The sequence below is a fragment of the Parabacteroides timonensis genome, assembly GCF_900128505.1.
Lineage (GTDB): Bacteria > Bacteroidota > Bacteroidia > Bacteroidales > Tannerellaceae > Parabacteroides > Parabacteroides timonensis.
This window is the reverse complement of the sequence record NZ_LT669941.1, coordinates 1,269,625-1,288,818: the sequence shown is the minus strand read 5'-3', so window position 1 is coordinate 1,288,818 and position 19,194 is coordinate 1,269,625. Positions and strand designations below refer to the sequence as shown.

Sequence of the window (19,194 nt, the reverse complement as noted above, 5' to 3'; positions counted from 1 at the left end):
TATTGTAGCATAAAACAGAAAATGATGAATACAGGACTTCAAAAACTGCCGATTGGAATACAGAGCTTCGAGGATTTGAGGAGCAAAGGGTATGCCTATGTCGATAAGACTGCTCTGATTTATGAAATGGTAACGATGGGTAAACCTTATTTTCTGAGCCGTCCACGACGTTTCGGAAAGAGTTTGCTGATCTCAACACTGGAAGCTTATTTCCGGGGAAAGAAAGAACTGTTTAAAGGACTGGCCATCGAAAAGCTAGAGAAAGACTGGTTTGAATATCCGGTGTTGCATCTGGATTTGAATGCGGAGAAGTATGTGGCTTCTGAGTCATTGTCCTTGCTGTTGAGTAATCATCTTACGCGTTGGGAAGAGATATATGGAGTTGGGAAAGATGAATCTTCCTTGTCGACTCGTTTTGCGGGAATTATTCGCCGAGCTTATGAGAAGAGCGGAAAGCAAGTGGTTGTTCTTATCGACGAGTATGATAAACCTTTATTGCAGGCTTTAGGAGATGAAGCATTGTTGGAATCTTATCAAAGTACGTTAAAAGCTTTTTACGGTGTACTAAAGAGTGCCGATCCTTACCTGCAATTCGTATTGCTTACCGGAGTGACCAAATTTGCTCATGTGAGCGTGTTCAGTGATCTGAATCAGCTGAACGATATCAGTATGACGCGTCAGTATGCTACTCTTTGCGGTATGACAAAGGATGAGTTGACTGCTAATTTCATGAATGAGATAACAGATCTGGGTGATGCGAATGATCTTACAGTAGAAGAAACTGTTGCTACATTGACAAAGAAATATGACGGATATCATTTTCATCCAGCGGTCGAAGGTGTCTTTAATCCGTTCAGTGTATTGAATGTCCTGGAAAAACAGGATTTCAGTAATTACTGGTTTCAAACGGGAACTCCTACTTTCCTTATTAAACTTCTGAAGAAAAGCAATTATGATTTGCGTAGGATCATTGAAGGTGTCGAGTTACGTGCTTCGGCTTTCTCGGAATACAGGGTGGATGCCAATAACCCGATTCCGGTGATTTATCAAAGTGGCTACCTGACGATAAAAGATTATGATAAGGAGTTTCAGAATTATACGCTTCGTTTTCCCAATGAGGAAGTGGAATATGGCTTTCTGAATTTTATAGTACCTTTCTATACTCCGGTCTCGGATGATGAAAGCGGTTTTTATATCGAACAGTTTATACGTGAACTTCGCGCCGGGGAAACGGATGCGTTTCTGACGCGGCTGAAGGCTTTCTTTGCCGATTTTCCTTATGAGTTGAACGATCGGACAGAGCGCCATTATCAGGTAGTCTTCTATTTGGTGTTTAAGCTGATGGGGCAATTTTGTGATGCGGAGGTTCGCAGTGCCAGAGGGCGTGCGGATGCCGTGGTGAAAACGAAAGATTATATTTATGTTTTTGAGTTTAAACTGGATGGCAGTGCAGCAGATGCTGTTCGCCAGATCGACGAGAAAGGTTATCTGATCCCTTATGTGGCAGATAACCGTACTTTAATAAAAGTGGGTGTTTCTTTCAGTGCAGAAGAACGGAATATTTCAGAATGGATAACGATTGATTAATCATTTAGATTATGGGTACTACAATTGAAAATGCAATATTACCATTTAAGCTTCAGCAGTTTGTCGCTTTTATTATGGAGAAGAAAAGGTTTTCTCTAAAGGATGCTTTATGTTATTTATATGGTACGGAGCTGTATAATAAGCTGATGGATAGTTCGGCTAAGATGTGGTATTTGAGTACGCTTATTCTTTATGATATGTTGGAAAAAGAAAAGGTGGAGAAGAAGGAACGAGAGACAAAAGATTCGGCTGTATTATTGTTCCAGATATTCTGTATTGAGAACTATAAGGAAGAAAAGCATCTCTCTGCGGAAGAGACTTTGTCACTCTTCATCCAATATGATGTATTTGATTATTTACAGCAGGTATTTGAGATGTTGCATACACAGAGTCGCGAATATATAATATCGGAGGTCGCTACATATATTAAGAACAGAAAAAAGACAGGAAAATGAAATTATATCATGGATCCATCAATGCGGTGAAGAAGCCGAGCCTTTCGCGAGGACGAAAGAATACCGATTTTGGAAAAGGCTTTTATACGACTACCAGCTATGAGCAGGCCAGAAAGTGGTCCATCATTAAGAGAAATCGTGAAGTTGAGCCTGATAAAACTAAAGCTGTTGTTTCTGTTTATGAAGTTGATGATAATATTCTGAGTAAGGATTATCGTATCCGTCGCTTTAACGGGGCAACATTGGAGTGGTTGGAATTTGTTATTGGAAATCGGAAAGGGAATAAAACGGAACTATTCGATATGGTGATGGGACCGGTTGCCAATGATAAGTTATATGCGACCTTGTTGCTTTACGAACAAGGGACATTGACGGCTGATGCTACAATTGAACAGCTTAAAACTCATGCGCTTTTTGATCAACTTTCGTTTCATTCGACAGAAGCGCTTAAAGAACTCAGGTTCTTGTTTTCTGAAGAGGTCGAATGAAGTAAGGAATGGATCGGATTTTTAATCACATAAATTAAATACAGTATGGATACTCCCAGATACAAGACTATTATCAGTGTATTGAATTCTTCCAGTGAAGGGTTCGATGAATATATCGAGATGAGTAAAAGGATCAGTCTGTTTGTGGAAACCGACGGAGCCAGTGAACCGGAAGGAATGATGGAAGAGGGGTATATTGCGCAATATGCGGTATTGCAGGAAAAGCTTTATAAGGAAGCGTTGGAAAAGAAGAAGATCCTTTCGTGCTGACGCAGGAGGTGACAGTATAAATGTATAGGTAGTTATATTATTATGAAAAACAAATGGTTGTGTGTCTCTTTTAGTTTAGCATTGTTCGTTCAGGGGACTTTTTCTCAGAACGGGACTGTGAAAATGTGGTATGATGAACCCGCTGATGAATGGATGAAATCTTTGCCCATAGGGAATGGGCGGCTGAGTGGAATGGTGTTCGGGGGTGTTTCGAAAGAAACCGTTGCCCTGAATGAAATAACGCTCTGGTCCGGGCAGAAGAATGAAGTACAGGAAAAACCTTTTGGCAAGGAGGAACTCAGGAGCCTTCAGCAAATCTTCCTCGACGGAAAGCTGGAGGAGGGAAATGCGATCGCTTCGGAGAAGCTGGTCGGGTCTCCTGCATCGTTCGGTACGCACGTGCCTTTCGGTGATATAGAGCTGCTTTTCGGGCAGGGAAACGCTACGTTCAAAAATTACGATCGTTCCCTCGATCTCGCTACCGGGATCGCCTCCGTTTCTTATGAACAGGATGGGGTTACTTATACCCGCGAATATTTCTGCTCGAATCCGGCCAATGTAATGGTGATAAGGTTGACTGCTTCTCAGAAGGGGAGTCAGAATTTCGAGATACGCCTGAATCCCTTGCGTGAGTCTGTAATAACAACGGAGAAGGATGCGATCTGTTTTACCGGCCAGGTTTCTTTTCCGACCTTCGGTCCCGGAGGGGTTAATTTTTACGGGCAGGTAAAGGCTTTGGTAGAAGGGGGAAGTATCCGGCAAAATAAAGAAAGTTTGTCGGTGGAGAATGCCGACGAAGTGATTTTGATCGCTGACCTGCGAACCGATTTTGTTCCGGAGGATATGAAAGAAACGGCATTGTCTGCTTTGAACAGTGCAGAACAGAAAGGCTTCGATACACTTAAGCAGGAGCATCAGACTGATTTTGGCCGTTTATTCAACCGTGTCAGCCTCTCTCTGGGAAATGAAAAGAAAGAGTCGCTGCCTACTGACGAACGGTTGAAACTGCTGAAGGCAGGAGGGAATGATCCGGATTTGGTGGCTTTATACTTTCAATACGGTCGTTACCTGTTGATCTCCGCTTCGCGTGAAAACTCTCCGTTACCGGCTAACCTGCAAGGGGTATGGAACGATAATCTGGCGTGCAATATGGCCTGGACCTGCGATTATCACCTGGATATCAATACGCAGCAGAATTACTGGGCTGCCAACGTGGGTAATCTCTCCGAATGTAATGCTCCTTTGTTCAGATATATAGAATCGTTGGCAGGAGCAGGTGCCGAAACGGCCGATAAAGTATATGGTTGCGAAGGTTGGGTGGCGCATACCGTAGCTAATGTATGGAACTTCACGGCTCCGGGTTGGAGTACCGGTTGGGGGCTTCATCCGACAGGAGGAGCCTGGCTGGCTACGCATATCTGGGATTATTATTGTTTTACCAAAGATGAGATATTCCTGTTGAAGACCTATCCGGTTCTGAAACAGGCTGCTTTATTTTTCCTCGACTATATGACGGAAGATCCGGAAACCGGTTATTTGGTGACTGGTCCGTCCAACTCTCCCGAAAATAGTTTTGCATGGAACGGCAAGCAGTTTTCGACATCCATGATGCCAACCTGCGACAGGGTTATCGTACATGAATTGCTGAATGCTTGTCTGCATATTGCTGAGTTATTACAATTGGATGAAGAATTCAGGGGACGTGTGATCGCTGCGATCGATCGATTGCCTCCGTTTAAGATCGGTAAATACGGTCAGATCCAGGAATGGCAGGAAGACTATGAAGAAGCGATACCCAACCACCGGCATACAAGCCATTTATTGGCATTATATCCCTATTCACAGATTTCATTGGATAAGACTCCCGAACTGGCTAAAGCTGCTGCGGTGACTATCGACCGGCGTTTAAATTCCGGAAACTGGGAAGATGTGGAATGGAGTCGTGCCAATATGATTAACTTTTTTGCCCGTTTGAAAGACCGTACGAAAGCGCATGAAAGCGTTGTCGGTCTGATGAAGGACCTAAGCCGCGAGAATATGCTGACGATCTCTCCGAAAGGGATAGGCGGCGCACCGGTAGATATTTTTGTATTCGATGGAAATGAGGGTGGGGCGGCCGGTATTGCGGAGATGTTGCTGCAAAGCCATGAAGAGTATGTGGAATTATTGCCATGCTTGCCGGAAGAATGGAATAAGGGTAGTTTTAAAGGGCTTCGTGCACGTGGAGGATTTGAAGTCGATCTCTCCTGGACCGGGCAGACCGTGAAGCATGCACAGATAACAGCTACTGTCGATAATACGTTGAAACTGAAACTTCCGGAAAGGAACGGAAGGGAGAAATATTATAAGAACAAAAAAGAGATCGATCCGGTGACCTTGCCTTTCGGTATTGTACGGATCGATTTGCAGAAAGGCGATCTTTTCGAAGTGGCTTACGATTGACTAGACGCCTGGTGCCGGATTAATCCAGCATCAGGCTCATATAAGCTTCCCGGTGAGGGTATCCCATCACTATTCGTGTGAAAGTCTGGATATCCTGCTCTTTCAATAATTTTTCCGATACCGGTGCTTCCTTATGGGTAGACAGCCAGTGATGCATCAGCCGTTCCGTATCTATTACGCGGGCCATACCCATCGGGTGTGTTCCGGGAACTACGGGCGGTGTCTTATAGACGGCTTTCTTTACGTTGTTTTGCAAGGTGGCTTCCTGAAGCAGGAGGTTGGCAACCCGGTCGTCATCGTAAAAGAATTCCTTTATATAGAGTTGTTCGCTTGCTTCCGGTATTCCGGAGGTATGGTCGGGCGGAAGTACGAAAGCCATTCCGACAGGCTGTTCCTGTTCGTCGAGCGCGGTAAGCATTTGTCCGCCGGATAGTTGCAGGTCGCGCAGGATGGTGATAAAGTCATCCTTTGTGTGCAATATGCAACAGGGACGTTTGCGTATTTGGCGGTCGAAGTATTTATAAAGAAGGTCTATCGAAGGAACTTCGGGCGGAACAACCGTCAGCTTCGGTGCCCATACCGGCTCTGCAGGGCGGATATATGTCTCTTCAGAGTAGTCGAATGCCTCCGTATAACCTTGTTCACGGTAATAATCGAATAACCAGGGATCGGCCGGGATCAGTGCCGTAACGGCTACCGACCGGTATTTCATTTCCTCGAATGCGTTTTGGATGAGTTGTCTCATCAGGCCTTTTCCGCGCATAGAGGGTAGGGTGCAGGCTCCCGAAATATAAGCTACGGATATTTCCGTTCCATAGTATGTCATGGTGTAAGGCAGCATCTGAAGGGCAGACACCACCTGACCGTCCTTTTCTATCACCAGGGTATTTTCTTCTTTATATACCCGGTCGAAATAAAGGCGTATAAATTCTTCCGTATCATTAAACGAGAGACGCCACAGATCGATTACTTGTTGCTTGTTCATCTTTTTTATTGTTTTGCGTTTTCTTTATCGCGGCGTTCTTCTCTAATAGTATGACCGGGTTATAAGAAAGTTTTGCTTTGCGTAGTCCGGGGATACCCAAGTCTTCCTCCCGGTTGACATAGGTGAACTGTTCCGGCAACCGGGAAGCGAATTCCTGGTTGATAACCGTATAGGCCCCTTCGTAGTCGACATCGGCCTTTTCCACATGTACCCCGAAAGTATCGTGGTTGATCGGTGCTCCGAATGTAAAAGCTATTACTTTTCCGTCGACGAGCAGGGCACCTCCTAACAGTCCGAGTTCGTCGAAATGATTGAGGGCATAAGTCATGGAAATACGTTCGTAATTCAGATCTTCCGCGTCGTCTTCCGTACGGTTGGCTTTATACCAGGTACATTCCAGTTTCAGACACTGAGGGATTAGTTCCGGAGTGATAGAGGAATATTCGTACTCATATCTCTTCTTGAAATTGTTGATATGGTTGCGTTTGGACTGGAACTTCTTGCCTTTTAATAGTGCCAGGTCTTCACGCAGGTAGATATAGTCGAAATAATCCCGTTCAGGAATATAAAAGAATCCTCCGGGTAATGCCTTTTCAAGCATCTCTTTGGCATCGGGCGTCACCCCCAGCATACATAGCGGATGGCCGTGTTTCTGCGAATCGGCCTCCAACAGTTCCAACGCATGCCGCAGGTCGCCTTCTCCTGCCGGGGTCATGTAGACCATCCTGCTTTTATCTTCTATCAGGAAGCGGATCAGTAAAAATCCGTCGACTACGGCGAACTCTGTGTCGTACAGGAAACGCCAACTGCAAATGTTGGCGAACGAGTAATCGCAATTGCGATAATTATGAGGATAGGTAAAGGAGGTAATTGTCTCCTTATCCTCTATAGTAATTGGTTTAAAAGGAATCTTCATTGTTTTTCTTTTTGTCGTGCAAATATAAAACTAAAAAAGATGCACGAATGTTTAGAACGGAAATAATAATGGCAGTATAAAGACCATAATTACCCCCATGATGAGCTGCAGGGGAAGCCCTACTTTTACATAATCCATAAACGTATATTTACCGGCCGACATCACAAGTGCGTTCGGCGGAGTGGAGAATGGAGAAGCAAAACACATGCTGGCTCCGACTGTTACAGCTAGCAGGAACGGGTAGGGGCTTACACCTATGGCAATGGCCGATTGCAGGGCGATCGGGGCGACAAGGACAGCTGTTGCCGTGTTGCTGATGAACATGGTTAACAGTGAGGTCGTGAAATAGATTCCTGCCATTAAGACAAGCGGCCCGTAATTGCCCAATCCTCCTACCAACTTTTCAGAGATGAGCGAGGAGGCACCGGTCTTTTCCAACGCGAGCGACATCGGCAGCATGGCTGCGATCAGTACGATACTTTCCCAGTTGATCGTTTTGTAGGCATCTTCCACATTCCGGAAACAGCCTGTCAATACCATCAGGATGGCGGCAATAAGTACGGCCGCTACGGGAGGAATGGGGATAAAGTCGAACACCATAGCTGCGATCATCAGGGCCATGATACCGGCGGCAACGGGCGCTTTGTAGTCGAGGGTAACTTTGGAGGCCTCTTCGACAGGTTGCCCGAGTACCACCCATTGTGACTGTTTCTTGCTCATACGGGCGATATCGTCCCAGTTACCTTGTATCAGGAGGATATCTCCGGCATGCATCTTTATATCTTTTACATCGGACAGGATATATTCGTTTTTACGTTCTATCCCTAATATGTTGACTGAATATTTATCACGGAAACCGGAGTCTTTGACGGCTCGGTTGATCAGTTTGGAGTCGGGCATCAAGAGGACTTCGGCGATACCGATCTCGCGGACACTCAGTTTTTCCTGGTCGCCTGTAAATTCGGATACCTGCGACTCGGTGAGATCCAGGTGGTTCTCTTTGACAAACCTGTCGATGTTGTCGAAGTCGCCGAATACGTATAGGATATCTTCTTCATGGATTTCCGTATCGGGGCCTGCCAGTTTCTGATCGACCGTTTTCATGAAACGGCTTTGCGACGAGGATTTGCGTCTGATCTCCAGAATAGTAAGATTGTAGAGGCTCGTGATGTTGAGTTCCTGCAATTTCTTGTTACGTATCCGTGAGTCTTTATGTACCCGGACCCGGTATAGGTTATCGGAAAGGCTGTATTTGGTAGCCAACTCCTGCGGGGAACGGCCGGTGGCGACATCGTTTTTTTTGTTATCTTCTTTCTTCACCAGGAACCATTTGCTCAGTGGGATCAGGACGATGATACCGACTGTAATACAGACGATACCTATCGGGGTAAACGAAAAGAATGAAAGGTCGTTATAGCCTGCATTCGACAACGCTTCCTGTACCACAAGGTTCGGAGGCGTACCGATCAGCGTGGCCATACCTCCCATACTGCTGGCAAACGCAAGGGGCATAAGGAAACGGCCGGGATTGATATTGGCATTGACCGCCATACTGACAACGATCGGCAACATCAGGGCTACAGTCCCGGTGTTGCTGACAAATGCACCGATAAAAGCTGTAACCAGCATAATCAGTATAAATAGTTTGATCTCGCTGGTTCCTGCCAGATGGAGTATTTTACTACCGATCATCTTGGCCAGGCCTGTCTTGAAGATGGCTCCACCTACTACGAACAATCCGACCATCATAATGACGACGGAATTGGAAAAACCGGAGAGCGCTTCTTCCGGAGTCAGAATGTTGAATACCATTAATAGGACCAGCGCACAAAGAGCAACAAGGTCTGAACGGATCTTCCCGTTTACGAAAAAGAAGGCCGAAAGAGCCAGAATAATAAGAGTTGTTATCATAAAATGTTCTTAAGATGGTTTTAACTAAAGATAAAATCCTACTCTATAATAAACTAATAATGACGTTTATATGTTTACCCGATACTTAATTTATACGCTAAAAATAGTAATTAAAAAATGAAAACAGAAAGAATATTACCAGTTGATCTTTACAATACGGTGTCGACACCTGAGCTAACGCTTGAAAGTTCGCTGAAGATCCTATATGTAAAAGATGGTGAAAACTGTAAGTTGCTTCCGTTGGACTCGGGTACATTGGTCGTGATCTGTACCGGGGGAACTTTCAGTTGCCAGGCTATGCATCAGGTTTATGATGTAACTGCAGGGCAGCTTCTATTGGTTGCCAGTGATGATGTAACAGAAATAAAGTCTTTCCAGTCTACCGGGTTTACCGGTATAATCGTTTATGTATCCGAAGAGTTACTTATTAACCGGCAACGTCTTGTTTACCGCGATATCCCTTCTGACGAGATTGAAGAAACAAGAACTTATCTGAGGCTGATCGAATCGCAGGTCGAGCAGATGAAGGAGATGCGTGCTAAAGTGGTGGAGTCGCTGCTCCGGGCTTTGATCATAAATCTGCAACAGGGAAAATCGGTCTCGGAAGTGCCCAAAACAGAAAATTCACTCTTTTTTCAACAATTTGCGACCTTAATTAGCCGATATCATCATTCTCCTGCGTACTTTTACGCAGAAAAGTTAGGGATCACTTCGCAGGAACTGAATATCCGGTGTAAGCAAGGTGCGGGAATATCGGCTGCCGAATGGATCAGTGAGTTCGTATTGCTGGAAGCAAAAGACTTGTTGTCGAAAACCCGCCTGCGTCCTTCGCAGATTGCTACGATGCTGGGGTTTGCCAACCACGATACTTTTTCCCGTTGGTTCCGCAGGAATACGGGGGAGATCCCTACCGAATGGAGGTAATAATATATAACGTACAGGAATACCATGAATTTATCATTTGAAAACAGCAAGATCAAAGGAAAAGTTATTTTATCGGATTCGCTGGATACTAACCCGGCTTTATTGAAAGACAAAACATTATATAAGTTTATTTGGGTTGTTTCCGGTCGGCTTGAACTGGATGTCGACCATCAGACTGTCGTATTGAATGCGGGACAGTTGCTTACTTTGTCTCACTTGCATCATCTGGAATTTATCCGGGTGGACGGGACCTATCTGGCATTGATGTTCAATAGTAATTTCTATTGTATCTATGGTAACGATCATGAGGTTTCGTGCAACGGCCTGTTGTTTCACGGATCTTCGCATGTTGTGATTTTTGACCTGTCTGACGAAGAGCGGCGCAAGATCGATACGTTGACGGGTATTATGCGCGAGGAATTCGAGAGTCGTGACCATTTGCAGGACGAGATGCTTCGTGTTTTGCTGAAACGCTTTATTATATTATGTACGCGTGTGGCGGAAAATCGGCATGGGGTGAGACAAGAGAACGGGGTACAGTTCGAGACGATCCGTAAGTTCTATGTATTGGTCGACACCTGGTTCAAGGAAAAGAAGCAAGTACAGGAATATGCCGATATGTTGAATAAATCTCCCAAAACATTAGCCAACCTACTGGCTGCTTACCAACAACCTTCGGCTATCCGCATTATCCATAACCGGATACAGGCCGAAGCAGAACGTTTATTGCTTTATACTTCCAAAAGTTCTAAAGAGATCGCTCTGTCGTTAGGATTCGAAGATCAGGCAACTTTCAGCCGCTTCTTCAAAAATACGACGGGAATGAGTACGACTGAATACCGGAAGAAGAATAAGATCATCAAAGAATAGCCAAATCGCCAACTTTTCAGGAAAAATGAACATCCTTTTAACCGTCTGCATTCTTTACTTTTGTATCGTCAGCCTTTGCTATTAGGGCAGGGTGATAGACACGAATTATCAGAATATAGATAAAATTTTACGAACAATTAGGTTAAAACAGCTGTTCTATTTATAACTTAGTCTAAAAAAAGAGGAGGATTGTTGGATGAAAAAGTATGATGCAATTATCATTGGGTTTGGTAAAGCCGGTAAAACACTTGCCGCAGAGTTGGGAAACAGAGGCTGGAATGTCGCTATTATCGAGCGTTCGTCCGGAATGTACGGAGGAACCTGTATCAATATCGGTTGTATCCCGACGAAAAGGTTGGTGCATATGTCGAAAGTCATATCCTACCGTAAACCATCTTCCTTCGAACAGTATGCCGAAGAGTTCCGCCAGGCAATTGCCGGAAAAAGGGAACTTACTTCTCTGCTGCGTAAAAAGAATTTCGACAATCTCGACTCGAAAGACACAGTGACTGTCTATACAGGAATCGCCTCTTTCCGTTCCCCTCATGAAATAGAAGTAAAAGCAGGCGAAGAAACCCTCCTCCTGGAAGGCAAAAAGATATTTATCAATACGGGAGCATCTACTATCATCCCGCCCATCAAAGGTATAGAAGGAAATCCGTTTGTCTATACCAGTACCTCGATCATGGAATTAGATAAACTACCCCGCCGGCTGGTGATTGTCGGAGGTGGTTATATCGGTCTGGAATTTGCATCTATGTTTGCCGGTTTCGGTTCGGAAGTGATCGTATTGGAAGGCGGAGACAAGTTTATCGCCCGTGAGGACCGCGACATTGCCGATGCGGTAAAAACGGTACTCGAAAAGAAAGGAATCACTATTCATTTGAATGCTTTGGTACAGTCGATTGAACACAATGACACCGGAGCTGTTATAACATATAAAGAGAAAGAAGGAAACGAAGTACAACTTCCCGCCGACGCAGTATTGCTGGCTACCGGACGTCGTCCGAACACCACAGACCTGCATCCGGAAGCTGCGGGGATAGAGATCTCCGACCGGGGAGCCGTTATTGTGGACGATCATCTGCGCACCAATGTTCCGAATATATGGGCAATGGGCGATGTGACCGGCGGTCTTCAATTTACCTATATTTCTCTGGACGATTATCGCGTGATAAAAGACCAGTTGTTCGGCAACGGACAGCGTACGAAGGATGACCGTGTGGCGGTTGCCTATTCGGTATTTATCGATCCACCGCTGTCACGCATCGGGATGGGAGAGGAAGAGGCGCTGCGTTCCGGAAGGAAAATAAGCATTGCGCGGATTCCGGCTGCTGCATTCCCGCGGACACGTACCTTCGAACAGACGGACGGCCTATTGAAAGCGATCGTCGATACGGAAACCGGCGAGATACTGGGATGTACACTTTTCTGTGCCGAGTCGACAGAGGTGATCAACACCGTATCGCTTGCCATACGTGCCGGAAAAGATTATACATTTTTGCGGGATAGTATTTATACACACCCGTCGATGAGCGAATCGCTGAACGATTTGTTCGCATTGATAAAATAGTAAAAACAAAATATAAAATAGAAAAGAACATGAAAAAAGCAGATATCGGACTGATCGGTCTCGCCGTAATGGGGGAGAACCTGGCTCTGAATATGGAAAGCAAAGGTTTTACCGTTGCTGTATATAATCGTAACTTTCCCGGTGAGGAAGGAGTAGTGGACCGTTTTGTGAATGGCCGTGGTAAAGGCAAGAATTTTATCGCCACCCATTCGATCGAAGAACTGACGGAGGCTGTAAAGCGTCCGCGCATCATTATGATGATGATCAAGGCCGGTGCACCGGTCGACGAAATGATTGAACAACTATTGCCTTATATGTCGCCGGGCGATGTAATCATCGACGGAGGTAACTCAGACTTTCACGATACGGAACGCCGCGTGAAGGAAGTGGAAGCAAAAGGTCTGTACTTTATAGGTTCGGGCATTTCCGGCGGAGAAGAAGGGGCGCTTCACGGTCCTTCTGTAATGCCCGGAGGTTCTCCCGAAGCATGGCCGATTGTAAAGGATATCCTGCAAGGTATTGCAGCCAAGCTGGATGACGGTACTCCTTGCTGCCAGTGGATCGGACGCGGTGGAGCCGGACATTTTGTAAAAATGGTCCATAACGGTATCGAATATGGGGATATGCAATTGATCTCTGAAGCGTACTCATTGTTGAAAAACCGGAAAGGACTCGACAATGATGAAATGTCGGTCGTATTCGAGGAATGGAATAAAGGGGAACTGGATAGCTTCCTGATCGAGATCACAAAGAATATCCTTCGTTTCCGTGATGAAGACGGCAAGCCGTTGCTGGATAAAATACTGGATGTGGCCGGACAAAAGGGAACAGGAAAGTGGAGTGCTATCGCTGCTATGGATGAGAGCGATCCGCTGACTTTGATCACGGAAGCCGTATATGCCCGTCTGCTGTCGGCTCTTTATATTGAACGCGAAAAAGCATCCGGTTTGTATCCCGAACCTGTCGAGTTGGGAGAGAACCTGTTCGTCGAAGAAATACGTCAGGCCTTGTATGCTTCCAAACTGATCTCGTATGCCCAGGGATTCTCTTTGATACGCCGCGCCTCCGAGCATTATGGTTGGGATCTGGATTACGGAACTATTGCACAGATCTGGCGTAAGGGATGTATCATCCGCTCCGTCTTCCTGCAGAAGATAACGGAAGCATACCGCAAGAATCCGAAGTTGGAGAACCTGTTGTTCGACGACTTTTTCCGTACAAAAATACAGAAAGCGTTACCTTCCTGGCGTAAAGTCGTTGCCGAAGGAGCCTTAAGTGGAGTGGCTTTACCGGCTATGAGTTCTGCTTTGAGTTATTTCGACGGGTTGCGTACCATGCATTCGGCTGCCAACCTGATCCAGGCACAGCGTGATTACTTCGGAGCCCATACCTATGAAAGAACCGACCGCGAACGTGGCCTCTTCTTCCATACCAACTGGACGGGTGAAGGTGGAAATACCGTTTCCGGGACTTATAATGCTTAACAAGTGGAGGATGTAAGGATGAACAGACCAAATGATCAGTTACTTGTTATTTTCGGAGCATCGGGCGACCTGACAGGCCGCAAGTTGCTTCCTGCACTTTTTGAATTGCACGTCAGCAATATGTTACCTGAACATTTTGCGATACTGGGTGCTGCGCGCACCGCGTTTACGGATGAAGAGTTCCGTGCCGAACAACGTAAACATATCCTGGAAGCACGGGGTAATAAGGAAACGAACAGTGAAGATCTGGATAAATTTCTTCAGATACTTTTCTACCTGGCATTCGATTCAACCAATACCGCCGAATATGTGAAACTGAAAGACCGTATCCATCTTTTGCAGCAGGAGGAACATCTTCCCGACAAGGTGATCTATTACCTTGCCACGCCGCCGTTGATGTACGAACTGGTTCCGAAATATCTTCAGGAGAATGGAATGAATGTTGCCGCTTCGGAAGACGGTTGGCGCCGCGTAATCGTGGAGAAGCCTTTCGGTACGAGCCTGGATACTGCACAGCAACTGAATCAGCATCTGTGCCGTATTTTCGATGAGAAGGAGATTTACCGGATCGACCATTATCTGGGAAAAGAGACCGTACAGAACATCCTGGTACTTCGCTTTTCGAACGGTATATTCGAACCGCTGTGGAACCGGAACTATGTCGACTCGATCGAGATCAGTGCCTCAGAAACGCTGGGTGTGGAGAACCGGGGTAAGTATTATGATGGTGCCGGTGCCTTGCGTGACATGATACAGAACCATCTGATGCAATTGATGGCCTTTGCGGCAATGGAGTCACCTTCCGTATTCGACCCGGAGTCGATTCGCGACGAGATCGTGAAGGTCTTCCGTTCGATCCGTCCTTATACGATCCGTGAGATAAACGAATGGGTGGTACGAGGACAGTACGAGGGATATCGGGAAGAAAAGAACGTTGCTCCCGATTCGAATACGGAGACGTATGTCGGTATGAAGTTTTTTATCGATAACTGGCGGTGGAGCGGTGTGCCGTTCTATTTCTTTACCGGGAAGAAGTTGCCGGAAAAGTCGTCGGAGATCGTTATCCATTTCAAATCGACTCCGCACCAATTGTTTGCCGGACAATGTTCGGGTAGTTCCTGTAATAAGTTGGTGATCCGTATCCAGCCCGACGAAAGCATCACGTTACGTTTCGGACTGAAGATGCCTGGTGCCGGATTTACGGTAAAGCAAGTCGGTATGGAGTTCCGTTACGACTCATTGTCTAAGACTCATTTGCCGGATGCCTATGAGCGTTTGTTATTAGATGCTATGCTGGGAGATTCTACCTTGTATGCACGTAGCGATGCATTGGAGGCTAGTTGGCGTTTTATCGATCCGATCTTGCATCATTGGAAAGAAGAAGGGTCGAAGCGATTGTTTTTCTATGAACCGGGACAGAACGGACCGATAGAAAGAATGATGTTAGGTGCAGACTCCATGGGGGCTCCCTGTGATTCATGCGGCTAATTAATAAAAAGGAATATTGCGTATGAAAGTTGAAAATTATAAAGATAGTAAAGACGCTCTGAGGGCTTTGACCAGCCAGTTGATGGATTATATGGCCCGTAAAGATGATCAGAAACCGTTTAACCTCGCTCTTTCGGGCGGGGAAACGGCAAAGAAGATGTTTGCCCTCTGGGCTGATGAATACAAGGATAAGGTAGATTGGGACAATCTGCGCTTTTTCTGGGTGGACGAACGTTGTGTAGCCCCGACTGATCCGGATAGTAACTTCGGACATGCGAACAGGTTACTGTTTGAACCTTTGCAGATCCCCAGGGATCATATCCATCGCATTCATGGTGAGGTGGAACCCGGTACGGAGGCTATGCGTTATTCGCGTATCGTAAAGGAATATTTACCCCGTCACGGGCAGTTCCCTTATTTCGATTGTATCATTCTGGGAATAGGAGGCGATTCACACACTGCTTCAATTTTCCCTGATAACCTTCCGTTGCTGACGGATAGCCGAAACTACGCCGTCTCCCAGCATCCTGAAACCGGACAGTTCCGTATTACAATGACCGGTCCGATCATATTGAATGGTTCACCGTTGCTTGTACCGGTTTTGGGTGCAGGTAAGGAAGCTGCAATAGAAGAGTTGAAACAGGGTTATTCGCTGGCGAATGCAACCCCGGCTGCGTATATTTTATCGCATGCGGTAGATTCGATTCTGTATACTACGTTGTAGTTTTTGATAATTCCGGCAACAATTCCTTTTCCAGTTTTGTTTATTTATTGTATTAACTAATTAAAATCAATGGTTATGACAAAAATAATGAAAACTTTGTGGGACGAGAGTGCCGAGTTAACAGATGAAGCGATGTCTACCGACAACTCTATGTTGGGAAATACGTATACTTCCGGAGATGTTAAAGATGTAACAGAAACCATCGAAGGTGGTAATCAGGAAGCTGACGACTTTAATGAAAAAGACGAAGTCGTATAAGATTTAATTCCGGGAAAGATCACGCACGTGGACGCAGACCCTTTACCAAACGCATGTACCCCTTTACATACGCATGTATCCCTTTTTAAAAAGTTCATTGCTCTGACCTTTTCCGGAATTTCTCTATTTATCTTGTTTTCCCTTATAGCTTTTTTTTAAGCGTGAAGAAGAAAGTGACTCCCTTTCCCGGGCTACTTTTCGCTGAAATCTGGCCTTTGTGGAAGTTGACACCATTCTTCACGATCGATAATCCCAGACCTGTTCCACCTACTTTGCGGCTTCGTCCTTTGTCTACACGATAGAAGCGTTCAAAAATACGGTTAATATGCTCTTCCGGAATGCCGGTACCATTATCGGCAAAGCTGAAATAATAGAATTTAGGATCTTCTTTATAGCAGTTTATCGTGATCTTGCATCCTTCTCCTGCATACGCAATTGCATTATCATATAAGTTCCGGAAGATGGAATATAACAATGAGTAATTTCCATAAATGGTCGGATTGCCGGGTAAGATGATTTCGGAGGTGATATGTTTCTCTTCCATTTCTTTCGAACATTCCTTTTGTATTTCATTGATCAGTTTCGGAATATTCGTATCTGCCAGGTCGAATAGCTCAGAAGCCTCATCTAATCGGTTCAATACGGATATATCGCGTAATAATCCGGTCAGGCGAGTACTTTGTGAGTAACAGCGCTCAAGAAAGAACTGGCGTTTGTCGTTTGCCAGTTCCGGATTGCTGATGATGGTTTCGAGATATCCTTGTATACTGCTGACAGGGGTTTTCAGCTCATGGGCTACATTTTGTGTAAGCTGGCGTTTCATCCTGCTTTCTTCTTCCTGACGAGATATATCGTTGATCGAGATTTCATAACTGTTATCCAGGAACAGGATGCATTCGATAAGGAATATCTTACCATTTTTATCGATTGTGGCAGATTCGCGTAATACTTTCCGCTTACGGTTTGTATTGGGGATATTTTTGTTCAGGAATGTTTTGATAGGTTCTAACTCCTGAATGTCTATCACTTCTTCTGCCTGACGGATCTGGCTGTCGGAAAGCACGTTTGAGAACTGGATGAAAAGAATATTTGAGAGGATTTCTTTTCCTTCTGCCGTGAACATGGCAAATCCTTCTTTTGCGTACTGAAAATGTTTGATCAGCTTCTCCCGTTCCATAGAAAGCTCATCTTTTGCTTTTTGTTGACGGTGGTATAATGTGATGATATTTCTGGATATATCGCCCAGTTCATCATTCGGGAACATGTAATCGGTTTCCGGTATTCTGTCTTTTTCTATATTCAGGGCAAAGTCCCGAAGTTTGGATATCGTACGGCCGATGCTAAAAGTAAAGCGGGAGAGTACAAAGAAGAAGATCAGGGTCATCAATATCATGAAATAGATGAAATCCTTATCGGTCGACAGTGCATTTTGCACATACGGATCGTAAGGCAATGCGGAGCGGTAAATATAGCCACCTATATTGCTGGCCGAATAAAAGTATCTTCTTCCGTTTGATCCGGATGTACGGATAGCAAAGCCTTCATTATAAAGACGGGCTTTACGTACTTCGCTACGGTCGTTATGGTTGTTGAATTCTTCAGTCCCGCTGTTGTCAAATAAGACTTTTCCTTCAGGGTTGATAATCGTTACCCGCAGATCTTTTTGCGGAATATCTTCAATGAACTGTTTTACGTTTTTGTCTATGTCGGCACTTTGCTGCTGTGTACGTCGGAATAGCTGGTAATTATAGTTACTTAATACATTATTCAACTTCTCCTGCGAGAATTCACGTTCCCGTTGATATTGAAATAACAGGAAACAAACCGTGAATCCCAGAAACATCACGAAAATAGACCAGAACAACCGTTGACTGAACGGTATTCTGCTCTTCATATTATCTACTTTTACCATAATTCAAATAAAGGGTATTAGCATTCAAAACAATAACCGAAGCCCAGGCGGGTCACGATATTCTTTCCGTAAGAGCCGATCTTTTTCCGTAGCCGGGTGATGTTTACATCGATGGTACGGTCCAATACGTATACTTCATCTTTCCAGATGCGTGACAGAATCTCTTCGCGTGAAAATACATTCCCTTTGTTTTCCAGTAACAGTTTCAATATTTCAAACTCCTTTTTGGTCAAAGGGATTTCTTTCCCATCGACAGACGCTTTGATGCGTTTGGTATCGAGGGCCAGTGTCTCGTATTCGAGCAGTTCGTTAGCCGTAGTTTTATCTTTTTCTGCTGTTCTGCGTAACACCGCTTTAACGCGTGCGACAACCTGGCGGATGGAAAACGGTTTTGAAATATAGTCGTCTGCTCCCAGGTTAAAACCGGTCAGCATATCGTTTTCCGTATCTTTCGCTGTCAGGAAGATGATTGGAACATTGGCTGTATTTTCATCTTTCCGTAAAATACTTGCCATTTTGAATCCGGAGATTTCTCCCATCATCACATCGAGCAGTAGTAGTTGATATACGGATAGGTCTTTTTTGAGTGCTTCTTCCGCACTGAAAGCGGTATCTACTTCATATCCTTCTATTTCCAGATTGAATTTGAGGATTTCGCACAAGTCCTCTTCGTCGTCCACAACAAGAATTCGGGGCATGTCCATAGTCTTTTCTATTTAATTGAAATGAAAAACTCATTTCATTGTTTACAAATTTAATTATTTTCCTGCAAAGGAACGCTATTGTTGTTTCGGATGAATGAAATAGATGTTACATTTCTGTTAAGATGGAGATTTGTTTCAAACGTAATTTACTAGAGATACTTGTTCAGAAGGGGGTTGAGCGATTATGATTTTTACTCATAAAC

At 44.9% G+C, this 19,194-nt stretch carries 17 protein-coding genes; 12 read left to right on the top strand and 5 right to left on the bottom strand.

The features are described 5' to 3' along the window. Positions 1-21 precede the first annotated feature (21 nt). Genes BQ7394_RS12905 through BQ7394_RS12885 form a run of 5 tightly spaced genes read left to right on the top strand, consistent with a single transcriptional unit; the run spans position 22 to position 5,242 of the window. On the top strand, positions 22-1,587 hold the full coding sequence (locus tag BQ7394_RS12905; protein WP_087880599.1) for an ATP-binding protein: 1,566 nt from the start codon (positions 22-24) through the stop codon (positions 1,585-1,587). A gap of 11 nt (positions 1,588-1,598) precedes the next feature. Next, positions 1,599-2,042 carry a DUF3791 domain-containing protein gene (locus BQ7394_RS12900; RefSeq protein WP_075557811.1) on the top strand — a complete coding sequence of 148 codons (444 nt, stop codon included), beginning with the start codon at positions 1,599-1,601 and terminating at the stop codon, positions 2,040-2,042. Further along, positions 2,039-2,530 (top strand): DUF3990 domain-containing protein, encoded by a 492-nt coding sequence (locus tag BQ7394_RS12895; RefSeq protein ID WP_075557810.1) that lies wholly within the window; start codon positions 2,039-2,041, stop codon positions 2,528-2,530. The genes BQ7394_RS12900 and BQ7394_RS12895 overlap by 4 nt, the downstream gene beginning before the upstream one ends. Positions 2,531-2,575: 45 nt before the next feature. Then, a complete protein-coding gene (locus BQ7394_RS12890) occupies positions 2,576-2,800 on the top strand; it encodes a hypothetical protein (protein WP_075557809.1) in 225 nt (74 codons plus the stop codon). A gap of 42 nt (positions 2,801-2,842) precedes the next feature. Beyond that, a complete protein-coding gene (locus tag BQ7394_RS12885) occupies positions 2,843-5,242 on the top strand; it encodes a glycoside hydrolase family 95 protein (RefSeq protein WP_075557808.1) in 2,400 nt (799 codons plus the stop codon). A gap of 19 nt (positions 5,243-5,261) precedes the next feature. Here the strand turns inward: BQ7394_RS12885 and BQ7394_RS12880 are convergent, their stop codons facing one another. The 3 genes from BQ7394_RS12880 to BQ7394_RS12870 are packed head-to-tail and all read right to left on the bottom strand — an operon-like array spanning position 5,262 to position 9,054. Beyond that, positions 5,262-6,227, bottom strand: a complete 966-nt coding sequence (locus tag BQ7394_RS12880) for a GNAT family N-acetyltransferase (protein ID WP_075557807.1) — start codon at positions 6,225-6,227, stop codon at positions 5,262-5,264. Next, positions 6,184-7,143, bottom strand: coding sequence for a DUF2156 domain-containing protein (locus BQ7394_RS12875; protein WP_075557806.1), 960 nt, complete (start codon positions 7,141-7,143; stop codon positions 6,184-6,186). Before BQ7394_RS12875 ends, BQ7394_RS12880 begins: the two co-directional genes overlap by 44 nt. 51 nt (positions 7,144-7,194) lie before the next feature. Further along, the gene (locus BQ7394_RS12870) at positions 7,195-9,054 is read right to left on the bottom strand and encodes an SLC13 family permease (RefSeq protein ID WP_075557805.1); all 1,860 of its coding nucleotides are present in this window, start codon (positions 9,052-9,054) and stop codon (positions 7,195-7,197) included. Between the two features lie 117 nt (positions 9,055-9,171). On the opposite strand from BQ7394_RS12870, the gene BQ7394_RS12865 reads away from it, so the two are divergent. The 7 genes from BQ7394_RS12865 (at position 9,172) to BQ7394_RS12835 (ending at position 16,375) form a co-directional block, all read left to right on the top strand. After that, on the top strand, positions 9,172-9,978 hold the full coding sequence (locus tag BQ7394_RS12865) for a helix-turn-helix domain-containing protein (RefSeq protein ID WP_075557804.1): 807 nt from the start codon (positions 9,172-9,174) through the stop codon (positions 9,976-9,978). 24 nt (positions 9,979-10,002) lie between these two features. Next, positions 10,003-10,848, top strand: coding sequence for an AraC family transcriptional regulator (locus BQ7394_RS12860; protein WP_075557803.1), 846 nt, complete (start codon positions 10,003-10,005; stop codon positions 10,846-10,848). A 196-nt stretch (positions 10,849-11,044) separates the two neighbouring features. Further along, positions 11,045-12,421: an FAD-dependent oxidoreductase gene (locus BQ7394_RS12855; RefSeq protein WP_075557802.1), complete on the top strand. Its 1,377-nt coding sequence runs from the start codon at positions 11,045-11,047 to the stop codon at positions 12,419-12,421. Between the two features lie 29 nt (positions 12,422-12,450). Then, the gene (gene gnd, locus BQ7394_RS12850; protein ID WP_075557801.1) at positions 12,451-13,905 is read left to right on the top strand and encodes a decarboxylating NADP(+)-dependent phosphogluconate dehydrogenase; all 1,455 of its coding nucleotides are present in this window, start codon (positions 12,451-12,453) and stop codon (positions 13,903-13,905) included. 18 nt (positions 13,906-13,923) lie between these two features. After that, positions 13,924-15,393 (top strand): glucose-6-phosphate dehydrogenase, encoded by a 1,470-nt coding sequence (zwf, locus tag BQ7394_RS12845; RefSeq protein WP_075557800.1) that lies wholly within the window; start codon positions 13,924-13,926, stop codon positions 15,391-15,393. 22 nt (positions 15,394-15,415) lie between these two features. Beyond that, positions 15,416-16,117 (top strand): 6-phosphogluconolactonase, encoded by a 702-nt coding sequence (gene pgl / locus BQ7394_RS12840; protein WP_075557799.1) that lies wholly within the window; start codon positions 15,416-15,418, stop codon positions 16,115-16,117. Positions 16,118-16,192: 75 nt separating this feature from the next. Next, a complete protein-coding gene (locus BQ7394_RS12835) occupies positions 16,193-16,375 on the top strand; it encodes a hypothetical protein (protein WP_075557798.1) in 183 nt (60 codons plus the stop codon). A 142-nt stretch (positions 16,376-16,517) separates the two neighbouring features. On the opposite strand, the gene BQ7394_RS12830 is transcribed toward BQ7394_RS12835, so the two are convergent. Together BQ7394_RS12830 and BQ7394_RS12825 are read right to left on the bottom strand one after the other, a co-directional pair. Continuing rightward, the gene (locus tag BQ7394_RS12830) at positions 16,518-18,287 is read right to left on the bottom strand and encodes a sensor histidine kinase (protein ID WP_075557797.1); all 1,770 of its coding nucleotides are present in this window, start codon (positions 18,285-18,287) and stop codon (positions 16,518-16,520) included. Positions 18,288-18,304: 17 nt separating this feature from the next. After that, positions 18,305-18,991: a response regulator transcription factor gene (locus BQ7394_RS12825; RefSeq protein ID WP_075557796.1), complete on the bottom strand. Its 687-nt coding sequence runs from the start codon at positions 18,989-18,991 to the stop codon at positions 18,305-18,307. Between the last annotated feature and the right edge of the window lie 203 nt (positions 18,992-19,194).